General features: G+C 29.4%; 16 protein-coding genes. 1 reads left to right on the forward strand and 15 read right to left on the reverse strand.

Annotation, left to right across the window (positions count from 1 at the left end):
• Positions 1–57: 57 nt before the first annotated feature.
• The 12 genes from LACAL_RS10840 to LACAL_RS10890 all read right to left on the reverse strand — a co-directional run bounded on the left by LACAL_RS10840 (position 58) and on the right by LACAL_RS10890 (position 10,389).
• Positions 58–1,362 carry a deoxyribodipyrimidine photo-lyase gene (locus LACAL_RS10840; RefSeq protein WP_013870782.1) on the reverse strand — a complete coding sequence of 435 codons (1,305 nt, stop codon included), beginning with the start codon at positions 1,360–1,362 and terminating at the stop codon, positions 58–60.
• Positions 1,363–1,365: 3 nt separating this feature from the next.
• Positions 1,366–1,827, reverse strand: coding sequence for an SRPBCC family protein (locus LACAL_RS10845; protein ID WP_013870783.1), 462 nt, complete (start codon positions 1,825–1,827; stop codon positions 1,366–1,368).
• 39 nt (positions 1,828–1,866) lie between these two features.
• On the reverse strand, positions 1,867–2,550 hold the full coding sequence (locus tag LACAL_RS10850) for an SDR family NAD(P)-dependent oxidoreductase (protein ID WP_013870784.1): 684 nt from the start codon (positions 2,548–2,550) through the stop codon (positions 1,867–1,869).
• A 38-nt stretch (positions 2,551–2,588) separates the two neighbouring features.
• Positions 2,589–2,888, reverse strand: coding sequence for a TIGR03643 family protein (locus LACAL_RS10855; RefSeq protein WP_013870785.1), 300 nt, complete (start codon positions 2,886–2,888; stop codon positions 2,589–2,591).
• The gene (locus LACAL_RS10860) at positions 2,863–3,288 is read right to left on the reverse strand and encodes a hypothetical protein (protein WP_013870786.1); all 426 of its coding nucleotides are present in this window, start codon (positions 3,286–3,288) and stop codon (positions 2,863–2,865) included. The genes LACAL_RS10855 and LACAL_RS10860 overlap by 26 nt, the downstream gene beginning before the upstream one ends.
• A 104-nt stretch (positions 3,289–3,392) precedes the next feature.
• Positions 3,393–4,925: a cryptochrome/photolyase family protein gene (locus tag LACAL_RS10865; protein WP_013870787.1), complete on the reverse strand. Its 1,533-nt coding sequence runs from the start codon at positions 4,923–4,925 to the stop codon at positions 3,393–3,395.
• Positions 4,926–4,931: 6 nt separating this feature from the next.
• Positions 4,932–6,245, reverse strand: a complete 1,314-nt coding sequence (locus LACAL_RS10870) for a DASH family cryptochrome (RefSeq protein WP_013870788.1) — start codon at positions 6,243–6,245, stop codon at positions 4,932–4,934.
• Entirely contained in the window at positions 6,215–6,355 is a 141-nt protein-coding gene (locus tag LACAL_RS15205; protein WP_013870789.1) for a DUF2256 domain-containing protein, read from the reverse strand. Before LACAL_RS15205 ends, LACAL_RS10870 begins: the two co-directional genes overlap by 31 nt.
• 4 nt (positions 6,356–6,359) lie before the next feature.
• Complete coding sequence (locus LACAL_RS10875; RefSeq protein WP_013870790.1) at positions 6,360–7,784, reverse strand: SDR family oxidoreductase; 1,425 nt, start codon at positions 7,782–7,784, stop codon at positions 6,360–6,362.
• Positions 7,785–7,787: 3 nt separating this feature from the next.
• Entirely contained in the window at positions 7,788–8,405 is a 618-nt protein-coding gene (locus LACAL_RS10880; RefSeq protein ID WP_013870791.1) for a flavin reductase family protein, read from the reverse strand.
• On the reverse strand, positions 8,406–9,716 hold the full coding sequence (locus LACAL_RS10885) for an AarF/ABC1/UbiB kinase family protein (protein ID WP_013870792.1): 1,311 nt from the start codon (positions 9,714–9,716) through the stop codon (positions 8,406–8,408).
• 16 nt (positions 9,717–9,732) lie between these two features.
• Positions 9,733–10,389, reverse strand: coding sequence for a TetR family transcriptional regulator C-terminal domain-containing protein (locus LACAL_RS10890; RefSeq protein WP_041301480.1), 657 nt, complete (start codon positions 10,387–10,389; stop codon positions 9,733–9,735).
• A gap of 191 nt (positions 10,390–10,580) precedes the next feature.
• Between LACAL_RS10890 and LACAL_RS10895 the strand changes: the two genes are divergently transcribed.
• Positions 10,581–11,429: a DUF2911 domain-containing protein gene (locus LACAL_RS10895; RefSeq protein WP_041301482.1), complete on the forward strand. Its 849-nt coding sequence runs from the start codon at positions 10,581–10,583 to the stop codon at positions 11,427–11,429.
• Positions 11,430–11,511: 82 nt separating this feature from the next.
• Here LACAL_RS10895 and LACAL_RS10900 read toward each other — a convergent pair whose 3' ends face one another.
• The 3 genes from LACAL_RS10900 to LACAL_RS10910 are packed head-to-tail and all read right to left on the reverse strand — an operon-like array spanning position 11,512 to position 14,186.
• Positions 11,512–11,883, reverse strand: coding sequence for a VOC family protein (locus LACAL_RS10900; protein WP_013870795.1), 372 nt, complete (start codon positions 11,881–11,883; stop codon positions 11,512–11,514).
• A gap of 28 nt (positions 11,884–11,911) precedes the next feature.
• A complete protein-coding gene (locus tag LACAL_RS10905; protein ID WP_013870796.1) occupies positions 11,912–12,472 on the reverse strand; it encodes a DUF1697 domain-containing protein in 561 nt (186 codons plus the stop codon).
• 1 nt (position 12,473) lies between these two features.
• On the reverse strand, positions 12,474–14,186 hold the full coding sequence (locus LACAL_RS10910) for a sodium:solute symporter (protein WP_013870797.1): 1,713 nt from the start codon (positions 14,184–14,186) through the stop codon (positions 12,474–12,476).
• Between the last annotated feature and the right edge of the window lie 41 nt (positions 14,187–14,227).

The raw sequence follows: 14,227 nt of genomic DNA on the forward strand, positions 1-14,227 counted from the left end.
TTGGTTGGTTTATAAATATACAAAAAACTAATAATGAATAAGTTAAGAAATTATTATTTATGCTACAGCGTCTTTGTAAACTTTTAAACAGCGTTCTCTAGCTTCTTTATGGTCTACAATTTTTTCTGGGTATTTATCTGTACCAAATTCTGGAATCCATTGTTTTATATATTTTTTGTCCTTATCAAACTTATCTATTTGCGTAGTAGGATTAAATATTCTAAAATATGGAGATGCATCTACTCCAGATCCAGCAACCCATTGCCAATTACCTACATTACTAGCCATATCGTAATCATGAAGTTTTTGGGCAAAATAAGCTTCGCCTTTTCTCCAATCTATAAGTAAGTGTTTACATAAAAAACTGCCAACTAGCATGCGCACACGATTATGCATAAAGCCGGTTTGATTTAATTGTCTCATTCCAGCATCTACTAAAGGATAGCCAGTTTTTCCATCGCACCAAGCTTTAAATTCTTTATTATTGTTTCGCCATTTAATATTATCGTATTTTGCTTTAAATGCATCTTTATGTGTGTCTGGAAAATGCCATAAAATTTGCATGAAAAATTCTCTCCATATAAGTTCCTGCCAGAAAATCTCGTTATTTTCTGCAGTTGCTTTTTTTACCATTTTTCTAACGCTTACAGTGCCAAATCTTAAATGCGGACCTAAACGTGAAGTGGTATCTTTGGCTGGAAAATTTCTTGTAGCTTCATATTCTTGTATCAAAGTAGGAGTTACAGTATAGTCTTTAATATCTTGACTAGATTTTTTAAAACCTATATCGCTTAAACTTAAATTAGGTAGCCTTGTATTTTCAATTAAATTATTTAAAAATGTATTGGTATAGTAAATTTTTAAATCATAATCTTTAAATTTAGCTTTCCATTTTTTCATGTATGGAGTGTATACTACGTAAGGTTTACCGTCGTCTTTTACTACTTCGTTTTTTTCAAAAATTACCTGATCTTTATAAGTTTTAAAGTTAATTTTATTTTCTTCTAAAAACGATTGTATTTCACTATCTCTTTCTTTTGCGTATGGCTCATAATCATGATTGGTGTAAACAGTATTAATGTTATAATCTTTAATTAAAGACTTATAAATATCTATTGGTTTACCGTAAAACATTGCTAGACTGCTATTATTTTCATCTTGTAATGTTTGCCTCATGTTTTGCAATGTTTCAAAAATAAAACTTACACGAGCATCGTTTTCTGGTAATTCATCTAATATTTCAGAATCAAAAATAAAAATTGGCAGTACGGGATGTTCGGCTTTTAGTGCTTCAAAAAAACCAACATTATCATCTAATCTTAAATCTCTACGAAACCAAAAAATGTTTACAGTTTTACTCATAGTTTAATATTTGCCAAATAATTCTTCTAGCTTATTTGTTCTATAATTAAATATTTCTTCTAATTTAGGTTTTACTAAAATAGGATGAACTAATTGACCTAGAAAACCCATAGGTAATTTGTAATCTATTATATCTTCCATTTCAACGCCACCATCTATTTCTTTAATAAAATGTTTGTGATGCCATAAAGCATATGGACCAAAACGTTGTTCGTCTACAAAATATTCGCCGTCTACAACATGTGCAATTTCTGTTACCCATTTTGTTTTAATACCTAAAACTGGTGTTACTATATATTGTATTATTTGTCCTGCAAACATTGGTTTGTCTCCGCCAGAAAGAATATTGAAACCCATATAATCTGGAGTTATTGTTTTTAAGTTTTTAGGACTTGATAAAAACTCCCAGGCTTGAGATTTGCTTATTGGTAAGTTTTGTTTTTTATGTAAACGGTATATTTTCATATTAATATTTTGAGAACTATTTAAAAGATTGTTGTTTTATTAAATTTTAAAACTAACAATACCACAATCCATTTTAAAAATTTGACCAGAAATTGATGCAGCTTTGTTTGATATTAAAAAACTTGCCATTTCTGCTATTTCGTCTGGTTGCAAGAATTTTTTTAATGGGTGACGTTCATTCATATTGTCAATCATTTTTTCATTGCGCAATAATTTTGAAGCTAAATCTGTATCTGTAACTGTTGGTGCAATGGCATTAACTCTTATAGTTGGTGCTAACTCTGCGCCAAGAGATTTTGTTAAACCTTCTACAGCAGCTTTAGAAGCAGCAACACTGGCATGATAAGGCATACCTAATGCCGTTGCTACGGTACTAAATAGTAGTATTGATGGTTTATTTCCTTTTTTTAAAATTGGTAGATAATGTTGTATGCTTTTTACAGCGCCTAAAACATTAATGTCAAAATCTGCTTTAAAATCATCTAAGCTTAACCTAGAAATTGGTTTTAAATTTATACTTCCAGGACAATAAATTAAGGTGTCTATGGCTTCAATTTCTGGAAGTTCATCTTCTAAAACATCTGCACTTATATGTCTTAAATTTTTATGAGATAAAGCAGGAGTAGAGCGACTAATATTTATAATATTATTGGCTTCTATTAGTTGTTTTATTATGGCGTTTCCAATGCCTTTGCTTCCGCCAATTATAAGTATATTTTTCATTTTAAATTTATTTATTTAATGTAATACAAAAGCAGTAGTTACCTTTTACTTATTTTATTATGCGTAATTTGTTTTTGTCTAGAACATTTAAATCTTCCTTCCTGAAAATTTCTATTTTTTGCGTGTTTGGTTTTTCTACCTTGAACTCTAGAACGCCATAACCTAAAACTACTAGGTTTCATTTCTTGCCTCATTAACTCAATAATTTCTTGCTCTTTTATGCCAAATTGAAATGTAATAGCATCAAAAGGTGTTCTATCTTCCCAAGCCATTTCTATAATTCTATCTATATCTTCTATAGTAAAAACAGCATTAGGTTTGGAAATTATATTGTTCATCGAATTTTATTTTTTGATTCATTAATTTATTAAAAAAACCTTTGTTTTCCTTTAAAGTTTTATTGTTTCTAAAATGAATAAATTTTCCTTGGGTATGAATGCTAGAACCATTTGTTTTATAAATAACAAGTTGGTAATATGGTATTGCCCAAGTAAAGTTTTTTAGTCCTTTATTTATATGAATTAAAATTCCTTTTGGTCTTAATTCTATATTAGCATAATTTACATCTGAAATTTTATTGAGATATTGTGCAATATTTGGACTAACATTTTCTATTATCATTCGTTTAGAACCTACACCTTTTAATTTTATAATTTGCCTGAAACTAAAAGGTTTACCAACAACATCTATTAAAAGTCTTTTGTTTTCTTTGTTAGTGTGTGTTGTATTTAAAATCATATAATAAAGGTTTGCTCTATGATTTCAAAAATACAAAATGTTTAATGTTTTTGAGTTGTGATTAAACAAAAATTAACAAAAATATTTGTTACTAGAGATTTGTTTTAAAAGCTATCTGGATTACTAATTATTTTTGAAGCTCTTTTTTTTATTTTGTTTAAATCTTCGGGCTTCATTTTATCGAGCAAGCTATACATCATTTTCATTCTAAAATTTGCGCTAAGCATTTCTCTTTTGTCGTCTAAAAAATTCCAATACAAACTATTAAATGGGCAAGCATTATCACTTATTTTTTCTTTATTATTATAGGTGCAATTTTTACAATAGTTACTCATTTTGTTTATGTAACTACCGCTAGAAACATAAGGTTTTGTTGCTATTTTTCCGCCATCGGCAAATTGACTCATGCCTCTAGTATTTGGTAATTGAACCCATTCTATAGCATCTACATATATCCCTAAATACCAAGCATCGACTTCGTCTGGATTTATTTGCGTTAATAAGGCAAAATTTCCAGTAATCATTAAACGTTGAATATGGTGAGCATACCCATTATTTAAAGAATTTTCTATAGAAGTTTTAAGGCAATTCATTTTTGTTTTTCCTGTCCAAAAAAACTCAGGAAGTTTGTTATGGTTTTCTAAAGTATTTAACAATTTATAATCTGGCATTAAAGCCCAATACATACCACGCATATATTCTCTCCAGCCAATAATTTGCCTAATAAAACCTTCAACTTGAGAAATGCTTATATGCTTACCGTGAGTTCTCCAATAGTTTAAAACGGTTGTTATTACAGCATTTGGAGAGATAATTTTACAATTTAAAGAAAAGGATAACCTAGAATGGTATAAGTAAACTTGCGTGGTATGCATTGCATCTTGGTAATCGCCAAAGTGTTCTAGTAAATGCTCGCAAAAGTATTTTAGTTGATTTAAAGCTTGAGATCTATTTATGGGATATTCAAAATACTCGGTATTAAAATTACCAATGGTTTCTATGTTTTGAGACGCTATTAAATTTACAATATCTGCTACGTTGTTTTTGTAAGATTTATACTTAGGAATACTTGTGTTTTCATTCCATTTATTTCTATTGCTTTTATCATAATTCCATTTGCCGCCTTCTGGTTGGTTAGCGACTAATAAAATGTTACGTTTTTTTCGCATATCTCTATAAAAACTTTCCATTAACCATTGTTTTTTACCTTTAAAAAATAATGCTAAGTCTTTACGGTTGGTATAAAAATGTTCTGTACTAAAAGCTTTAGTATTTATATTTAATTCTTCACAAAATTCTACTAATTGTTTATCAAGTCTATATTCATCTGGTTCTTGATATTCAAAAGCTTTTATATTGTGTTTTTTAATTAAATATTTTAAATTTTCAACAAGATTTTGAGTATTGTTTTTATGGTCTAATGTGTAATAAATTACCTTACAGTTATTTTGTTTTAAAACTGTTTTAAAGTCTCGCATGGCTGCAAAAAAACCTATTATTTTTTGTATGTGATGCTTTACATAATTTGTTTCTTGGCGCATTTCGAATAAACAATATATGTAATTAGATTGGTCTTCTTTGTACCAAGAGTGTTTGCTGTTTAATTGATCGCCAAGTATGAGTCTAAGTGTTTTCAAAATAATTTAAAATAAAGTGTTTTGTAGCCACATGCTTTGGTATTTACCATTAGCATCGTAGCGTTCTGCTTGTAATTTTATATTAAATTTTCTATTTCTTGGATCATTACCAACGCCAGAAACATACATCCAGTTACCGTAATTACTATGCACATCGTAATCTATTAATAAAGACTCAAAATAAGCAGCACCAATGCGCCAGTCGAGTAGGAGTTCTTTTGCAAAATAACTAGCAACATTTTGTCTGCCACGATTACTCATCCAGCCAGTTTTATTTAATTCGTTCATGTTTGCATTTATAAAAGGCTCGTTTGTTTCACTATTAATCCATTTATTTACGGCATCTTTATTATCTTTCCATTGATAAGTTTTATCTAAAATGCCGCCAATTTTAAATATTTTATTGTTGTTTTTTTTAGATACATACTTAAAATAATCTCTCCAAATGAGTTCGAAAATTAACCAATATGTAGATTGGTTTTTAAAATGAAGTGTTTCGAATTCTTTTACTTTCCAATAAATGGTTTTTGCACTAATACTTCCATTTGCCAGCCAGGCAGAAAGTTTAGAGCTATAATCTGTGCCAATTAATCCGTTTCTTGTTTTTTTATAAAAGCCAAGTTTTTTTTCTTGAAAAAAATAGTTTTCTAACCTTTTAAAAGCTTCGGTTTCACCACCTTTAAAAGGAAAGGCAGATTGATTATGAATTTTAAAATCACTAAAACCTAAATCTTTTAATGTAGGTACTCTTGTTTCGTTTTTAAATGTATAACTACTGTTTGCCGGATTTGCAGTAGGAAGTAAAGTTCTAACTAAAATATTTTTTTCAAGATTTTTTCTAAACTCGGTAAAAACTGAAGGTAAAGATTCAATATTAAAATTTAAATCTTCAGGGTGAAATAAAAACTGATTGTATTCTTCATGAATTTTTACATTTGGGTTTAGTTTCTTTTTAACTAAATCTAAGATGTTATTTTCTTCTGTAGTCCATTCTTTTTGAAGGTACAAAGCATCAAATCCATGAGTATTTTGGAGATTTTCAATACTGTTTTCAGTATAATCACAATAAACAAATAAAGGTATGTTTAATGCTTGTAATTGGAATTTTAAATCGGTTATTGTTTCTATTAAAAATCGGGCTCTAAATTTTTCCGTTTTTTTAAAGCCGAATTTATCTTTTTTAAAATACCTGTTATCAAAACAGTAGATAGCGATAACGGTTTCACTTTCGTTTACAGCGTTTAAAAGTGTTGCGTTATCATTAATCCTTAAGTCGTTTTTAAACCAGACTAAACTGGTTTTATTTTGTTTGTTCGGCATTTTTCACTGCAGTATTTTACATTGTTCCAATTTCTTTTCCATTTTTTTCGCCAGCTAAAGGGAAGCTTGCAGGTTTTACAAATTTTTGAAGGTAGATTTTGTTTTTTTATTGATTTAGGCATTGGCAATTTTATTAATCATGCCATTAAAAATTAAGCCATGAAATGGTAATACGCTATACCAGTATAGTCTTCCAGCTAATCCTTTTGGTCTAAAAATAGCTCTTTGGTAGACTTTTCCGTTTTCAACTTTAAACTCTAACCAAGCTTCTCCAGGAAGTTTCATTTCGGCAAAAAGAAGTAATCTTTTATGTTTTGGATCTGCGAGTAATACACGCCAAAAGTCTAAAGCATCACCAGTTTTTATTGTATGTTTATTTGTGCGACCACGTCTTAGTCCAATTCCTCCAAAAAGCTTATCTAGATAGCCTCTAATTTTCCATAAGGTATTACCATAATACCAACCATTTTCGCCGCCAATAGCACAAATTTTGGCAAAAGTTCTTTCTTCATTTTTAACTTTTCGCTCTTTAATATCTTTAAAGCAACCATACTCTGGAACATTAATGTACTTTGTAGAAACGCGTTTTTTTTGGCGACTACTTACCAAAGCATCTTTCCAGCTTGAGAGAATACTATTTTGCTCTATTTTTTTGAATGCTAACTTTATGGCTTGATCATAATTTATTGGTTTTATGTCTAGTAAGGTATTAATATTACTAGGCTTACCAATAATTTCTACACCCATACTATTAACCAATGTTCTTGCTAATTTATATGATGTAGAGGTTACAAAATACAACCAGTAGCTTGATAAATTTGGAGTCATCACAGGAACTGTAATAATGCTTCTTTTTAAGTTTCTTGCTTTAGCAAAACGAAGTAATAGCGCTTTATAGGTTAAAATTTCTGGCCCAAAAATATCATGAGATGTATTATATAAACGTTGGTCTCCAAGACTTTTTGTTAAAAATGAAAGTACATCTCTAATGGCAATAGGTTGCGTTTTTGTGTTAAGCCATTTTGGAGCAATCATTACAGGAAGTTTTTCTACTAAATCTCTAATAATTTCAAAAGATGAGCTTCCAGAACCTACAATAATTCCGGCTTTAAAAACCGTTAATGCATATGTACTAGATTGTAATGCTTTTTCTACATTTTGTCTAGATAATAAGTGTTTTGATAATTTTGTGTCGTTTGTAATGCCACTTAGGTAAATTACTTGTTTACACTGGGTTTGTTGTACAGCAAATTTAAAATTTACAGCACATTCTTTTTCCATTTCTTGAAACTTAGAAACAGAGTTAGACATGGAGTGAATTAAATAATATGCTGCATCAATATCTTTAGGGATATTTTTAAGAGTGTTTTTATTTAAAAAATCTACTTCAATGACTTGTACATTATGCTCGTCGTTGTATTTTTTTTCGGTTCTAAGTTTGCCTCGTACCGCACAAACTACAGTATGACCTTGCTCTATTAATAAAGGTATAATACGTTTCCCAATGTAACCAGTAGCACCTGTAACTAATATTTTCATGTTTTATTTTTTAGGTCGTTGGTACGGTAGTCGTTCTTTTAATTCTGGAAAAGTATAAGCATCTAAACCATTTATAGCTGCAATATTCGCTTTAGATAAATTAATAAAACCGTCTGTCTCTAAAATACTATTATTAATGTACATTTCTTGTATTTCTCCTAGAATTAATATGGTGTCGTTTTGCGAAATATTGTATTTACCTATATATTTCATTTTAAGTTGAACAGGAGCGTTTTTTACAAATGGTGCGAAACTATTATTTTTATATTCTGGAGTAAGATTTGTTTTATCGAACTCTGAAATTGTTTCATCATATTTAGCTGAAGTATGATGAGCATCTTTAAAATTTAAATCATAAATATGATTTATAGTGTATTCCTTTGTTTCTTGTATGTTATTAAACGTATTTCTTAAAACAGTTGTTGGCCTGCAAAAGAAACCTAAAATTGGCGGATTTGAGCCTACATGAGTCACAGAGCTAAATACTGCAACATTTTCAATACCATCTTTAGATTTTGTGGCAATAAGGTTTGCAGATTTAAATCCAGAGCAACTATTAATAAGGTTTATTTTATATAAATGCTCTAATGCGTTAATGTCTTTTAAGCTAAAATACTGCATTTATAAATTTTGAAAATTATTAATTTTAATGTTTTTTGCTTTTAAGTCGAACATTAAATTATATAGCCCAAAGAACGTACGGTTGATGTATATAAAGTGTTTAGAACCACGATTACCATTCATTTTACGTAACTCTGTACTTTTACTATATTTTTGACCTAAGGCTGTTATTTTTCCAAAAAAAGCTTCATCTGAAAAATCAAAAGTATCAACATGAAATGGTTGAGTAAAAAGACTTAACATTTCGTGAAATAACGCTGAAAAGAATTTTAGTTCTTCGGGAGAATCGTCTTCACGAAGTATTTCTAACTGAAACATTTTCTCGTTAAAAATCTTAGGGTTATTTATGCTTTCTTTTTTAGCAAGCTCAAAATATGGTGTGTAAAAATCTTCTGGTATAGTTTTCATACAACCAAAATCTAAAGCAATTAATTTGCCTTTTTTAGAAATTAAAAAATTACCAGGATGTGGATCTGCATGTACTTTTTTTAATTTATGCATTTGAAACATATAAAAATCCCATAAAGCTTGGCCAATGTTATTTGCTTTTTCTTGGTTGGTATTATACGCTGTAAATTCACTTAAATGTTCGCCTTCCATCCAATCCATTGTTATTATTCTTTCAGATGAAAGTGCTTCATAATAATCTGGGAATTTTAAATTTGGAATATGTTTACATGCAGCAGCAATTTCTTTACTCTGCTTAACTTCAAGAATATAGTTTGTTTCTTCAACCAATTTAGTTTCTACTTCTTTAAAGTATTTGTCACTATCTTTGCCTTTAATATTAAACATTTGAATAGCAATAGGCTTAACCATTGCTAAATCGCTAGAAATACTTTCTGCAACACCAGGATATTGAATTTTTACAGCTAGTTTTTTACCGTTTTTTTCGGCTAAATGTACTTGACCAATACTTGCAGCATTTACAGATGTTGCATTAAATTTATCAAAGATTTCGCTAGGTAACTTTCCAAAATATTTTTTAAATGTTTTTGTAACTAGTGGAGCAGATAATGGTGGTACAGAAAACTGTGAAAGTGAAAATTTTTCTACATAAGCTTGTGGTAAAATACTTTTTTCCATGCTTAGCATTTGTGCAACTTTTAATGCGCTACCTTTCATTTTTTTTAATCCATCATAAATATCTTCGGCATTATTTTCATTAAGTCGAGACTTTGCTTCATCTTCGGTCTTGGTTAATTTGTCACCGTAGTATTTAAGATAATTAACACCAACTTTAGCACCTGTTTGTACAAGTTTAGAAGCGCGTTGAATTTTAGATGTAGGTATTTTGTCTATCGTTTTCAATAGTGTATTGTTTTAATTAATTCATTTTTACTTTCTCTTTGAAAATAAATTTGCCAAAGTCTATTAAACTTTTAAGTGGCGCAACGTTAAGCACGTCAAAACTGGTATTAACAGATTTTTCTATAAATACATCTGTTTTTTCAAAACTTGAAGAAGTATCATCCATCCAAAACTTCATTGTTAGTAAAAGTTGTACCCAAGCACTTTCTTTTAATCCGCGATTTTGAATTTTATCTAGACGTTCTTGTTTTATATCTATTAACTCAATACCTAAGTTTGAAATGTAAGCAGTAAAACTGTGCTTTAATTCTTTTAAAACACTGTAATTTTTAAGGTTATTTTTATGTTTGTTTAATGCATAAACAACATAACTTCTGTTTGCTGTTAAGTTTTCGAAAAAAGTAAAGTAATAACTCAATAACTTGTTTCTTGGTTCGAAATCATGATAATCTTCACTTTTATTTAGTACGGCAATTGTATTATCATGAAAAGCTTTAAAAACATGTTTCTCTATGGCTTCAAATGATGTGAAATGTTCGTAAAATTTAGATTCATCAAAATTATTATGCTTTGCAAAAATGTATACAGATTTAGGTTTCTCGTCATGTTCTAATACATAATCCATATAAAATGATGTAATATTGTTTTGCGTAATGTTTTTCTTTTTTGCCATAATTTTCTCTATTAGTTGCATAAAGATACAAAATGTTTAATCATTTTTTAAAATAGTTAAACAAAATTAACTTTCATTTAATAGTTAAGTAATTATCTTCAAACTTATTTTAAGTTTTTCTTAACGTTTTAAAGATTTTCTAATTTGTAAATTTACTTTCGAAAATTTAACACTAACACATTAAAAATATTATGAAAAAATTATTGATGATTGCTTTAGTATTTGTAGCCTCTTTTGCTGGAAATGCACAAATAGAAACACCACAACCTAGTCCGTTTTCTAAGGTTGAACAAAAAGTAGGTTTAACAGATATTACAGTAGAATACTCAAGACCAGGAATGAGAGGACGTACTATTTTTGGTGATTTAGTACCTTACGATAAAATGTGGAGAACAGGAGCTAATGCTAATACTAAAATCACTTTTAGTGATGATGTTATGATAGGAGGAAAAACTGTTAAAGCAGGTTCTTACGCAATTTTTACAAAGCCAGGAGCTAAAACATGGGAAGTTATTTTTTATGCCAATACAGATAATTGGGGAACACCACAAAATTGGGATGAAAAATTAGTAGCAGCTAAAGTAAATGTTGATGTTATTGATGTGCCTATGAATATTGAAACATTTACTATAACTTTTGATGATTTAACTAACGACTCTGCTTTGTTAGGTTTATTATGGGAAAAAGTATATGTAGGTGTTAAAATTGAAGTACCAACTGCTAAAAAAGTATCTGCTAGTATAGATAAAGTAATGAATGGTCCTGGAGCTGCAGATTATTTTGCTGCTGCACGTTATAACTTAGAATCTGGTGGAGATATTAATAAAGCTGTTACTTGGATTGATAAAGCTATTGATATGACAAAAGATAATCCTCGTTTTTGGTATTTACGTCAGCAGTCATTAATTCATGCAAAAGCAGGAAATAAAGCAAAAGCTATTGCGGCTGCAAAAGCATCATTAGCTGGAGCTGAAAAAGCTAAAAATGCAGATTATGTAAAAATGAATAAAGACTCATTAAAAGAATGGGGAGCGATGTAGAATTTGCTACAACAATTTTTATATTTTAAAACAAAAAAAAGCGCAATTTATAGATTGCGCTTTTTTTGTTAATATATTTATTTTAAATATGTTGGTCTACTAAAATGGCATTACCATCTGGATCCATAACAACAAAACTTGCAGGTCCAGACGTGTTTTCGTCTGCTTCTTTAGTTATTGCAATACCTTTAGATTTTAAATGTTTTTGTATGGTTCTAACATCATCAAAATCCTTTAACGTTTTTGCATTCTCGTCCCAACCAGGATTAAAGGTTAGAATATTATTTTCAAACATACCTTGAAACAAACCTATTAAGGTGTTTTCATTTTTCATGATTAGGTAATTGTTTTCTAAGTTACCGGCAAATACTTTAAAACCTAAAGTTTCGTAAAATGCTTTGGATGCTACTATGTCTTTAACGGCTAGACTTGCAGAAAATGCGCCTAATTTCATAAGTGTAAAATTTTAGTTTTTTTACAAGTTACGTATTTAATTTTTTTTCAATTTTTAAAATTGTATTCCAATTTCGGGTGGTTATATTTTTGCTGAATTCTTTTTCTAAAACAGCCATAGCTTTTGGTGTTTTAGATTTTGAAACATCAATCAAACTTATAATAGCATTAGCTTTTAAACTTAAAATTTGAAACGATTGGTCTTCACTTTGCCATGGTAATTGAAATGGAGCGTTTGTTTTAGTTTTTAAAAATGAAATATAAAACCTTAAATCTTTGGTTAATGTTTCGTTTTTAAAAGGATTTGCTTCAACTATTTCTATAATACTTTTAGCAGTTCTAATTATTGTTGGTATTGCAAAGCCAAATGCACGCTCTAAGTGATTTGCCATTTTTTCTTCAAGATTTTCAATACTATCTTTTGGTGCTTCAAAAATAATATTGCCAGAATTTAAAAGTGTTTCAATATTATTAAAACCAATAGTTTTTAAGCTTTCTTTTAAAATAGCCATTGGCACTTTTTTATTGCCACCAACATTTATTCCTCTTAAAAATGCGACATAACGTATTGTTTTAGTTTTATTTATCATTTTATGAAGATTGTACACTCAAATCTTTTCCTTGAGTTGGTTTTAAACCTTGTATTAAACAAGCAATTGTAATAACAATGACGCAGCCAATAAAATTAAGCCATAAAAATGGTAGGTTTATATATTCAAATTCATTTAATAAAAATAGAGCGATAACAATAAACTGTGTTATAAATGCAGCTATAAATACAGCATTTGCTCTTACAAATTTGAAGAAAAAAGCAAGTAAAAATATACCTAAAACATTTCCATAAAATATAGAACCAATAATGTTTACAAGTTGTATTAAATTTTCGGCTAAGTTGGCAATACAGGCAACACATATTGCTAGAATTCCCCAAATAAGGGTAAACCATTTAGAGGTTTTTACCATTTGAGTTTCGGTTTTTTTACCAACTCTGTGTTTGTATAAATCTATAGTTGTTGTACTTGCTAACGCATTAAGTTCACTGGCTGTACTTGACATTGCTGCCGATAATATAACGGCTAACAGTAAGCCTATTAGTCCTTTAGGTAAATTATTAAGTATAAAATGGATAAAAACATAATCTTTATCGTTACTCTCAACTTTTAGGTTTTTGGCTTCGCCAGCTTTCTCTATTAAAACTCTAGCTTTTTCACGTAGCGCATCATTTTTAGAATTTAATGCAGCGATAGTTGCTGTATTTCTATCTGGATTTGAAGAAAAGGCATTTATAGCATTTTTCTTTTCTGTAAATAATAGTGTTTGCTCTTCTTGAATGGCTTTATACTCGTCGGCAAATTGTGAGTTTAAAACCACTTCTGTAGCTGTTGGATTAAAGTTTACTGGTGCTTGATTAAACTGGTAAAACACAAAAACCATTACACCAACAAACAGTATAAAAAATTGCATTGGTACTTTTAAGAGCCCATTAAACATTAAGCCTAATTGCATTTCTTTTGCAGATTTTCCTGATAAATAACGTTGTACTTGGCTTTGGTCTGTACCAAAATATGAAAGCATTAAAAAAGTGCCGCCAATAATACCACTCCAAAAGGTGTAACGATTATTTAAATCGAAAGAAAAATCAAGCACTTCCATTTTGCCACTAGCACCTGCAATTTCTACAGCTTTAGTGAATGAAATATCGTCTGGTAATTTGTTAAAAATTAAAACAAAGGCAATAATCATTCCTGTAAAAATTACAACCATTTGGTGTTTTTGGGTAACATTTACAGCTTTAGTTCCGCCAGAAACGGTATAAATTATAACAAGAACACCAATAATAACATTAAGTAATAATAAATTCCAGCCAAGTACAGCAGAGAGTATTATTGCAGGAGCAAAAATAGTTATTCCTGCTGCTAGACCACGTTGTATTAAAAATAGAATTGCGGTTAAGGTTCTTGTTTTTCTATCGAATCTATTTTCTAAAAACTCGTAAGCTGTATATACCTTTAAACGGTGATATAATGGTATAAAAACCATGCAAATTACAATCATGGCAATAGGAAGTCCAAAATAAAATTGAACAAATCCCATACCATCATTAAATGCTTGACCAGGTGTAGATAAAAAGGTTATAGCACTGGCTTGTGTTGCCATTACAGATAAACCAATAGTCCACCATTTTGATGTATTGCCGCCTTTTAAATAGTCTTGTACATTTTTACTACCTCTAGTTTGTATAGTACCATAAATAACTATAGTTAATAAAGTACCTATTAAAACAATCCAATCTAATGTCTGCATGCTTAAAAAGTGTTAGTAATTATATAGAATGCAATAATGTA

Origin of the sequence: Lacinutrix sp. 5H-3-7-4, from assembly GCF_000211855.2 — a bacterium.
Classification (GTDB): Bacteria; Bacteroidota; Bacteroidia; order Flavobacteriales; family Flavobacteriaceae; genus Lacinutrix.

What these genes read in the sequence shown, in the direction of transcription:
- LACAL_RS10840 (WP_013870782.1), bottom strand. Translation starts at nt 1,362, where the DNA reads ATGAGTAAAACTGTAAACATTTTTTGGTTTCGTAGAGATTTAAGATTA.
- LACAL_RS10860 (WP_013870786.1), bottom strand. Translation starts at nt 3,288, where the DNA reads ATGATTTTAAATACAACACACACTAACAAAGAAAACAAAAGACTTTTA.
- LACAL_RS10875 (WP_013870790.1), bottom strand. Translation starts at nt 7,784, where the DNA reads ATGAAAATATTAGTTACAGGTGCTACTGGTTACATTGGGAAACGTATT.
- LACAL_RS10845 (WP_013870783.1), bottom strand. Translation starts at nt 1,827, where the DNA reads ATGAAAATATACCGTTTACATAAAAAACAAAACTTACCAATAAGCAAA.
- LACAL_RS10905 (WP_013870796.1), bottom strand. Translation starts at nt 12,472, where the DNA reads ATGATAAATAAAACTAAAACAATACGTTATGTCGCATTTTTAAGAGGA.
- LACAL_RS10880 (WP_013870791.1), bottom strand. Translation starts at nt 8,405, where the DNA reads ATGCAGTATTTTAGCTTAAAAGACATTAACGCATTAGAGCATTTATAT.
- LACAL_RS10910 (WP_013870797.1), bottom strand. Translation starts at nt 14,186, where the DNA reads ATGCAGACATTAGATTGGATTGTTTTAATAGGTACTTTATTAACTATA.
- LACAL_RS10900 (WP_013870795.1), bottom strand. Translation starts at nt 11,883, where the DNA reads ATGAAATTAGGCGCATTTTCTGCAAGTCTAGCCGTTAAAGACATAGTA.
- LACAL_RS10855 (WP_013870785.1), bottom strand. Translation starts at nt 2,888, where the DNA reads ATGAACAATATAATTTCCAAACCTAATGCTGTTTTTACTATAGAAGAT.
- LACAL_RS10850 (WP_013870784.1), bottom strand. Translation starts at nt 2,550, where the DNA reads ATGAAAAATATACTTATAATTGGCGGAAGCAAAGGCATTGGAAACGCC.
- LACAL_RS10890 (WP_041301480.1), bottom strand. Translation starts at nt 10,389, where the DNA reads ATGGCAAAAAAGAAAAACATTACGCAAAACAATATTACATCATTTTAT.
- LACAL_RS10870 (WP_013870788.1), bottom strand. Translation starts at nt 6,245, where the DNA reads ATGCCGAACAAACAAAATAAAACCAGTTTAGTCTGGTTTAAAAACGAC.
- LACAL_RS10895 (WP_041301482.1), top strand. Translation starts at nt 10,581, where the DNA reads ATGAAAAAATTATTGATGATTGCTTTAGTATTTGTAGCCTCTTTTGCT.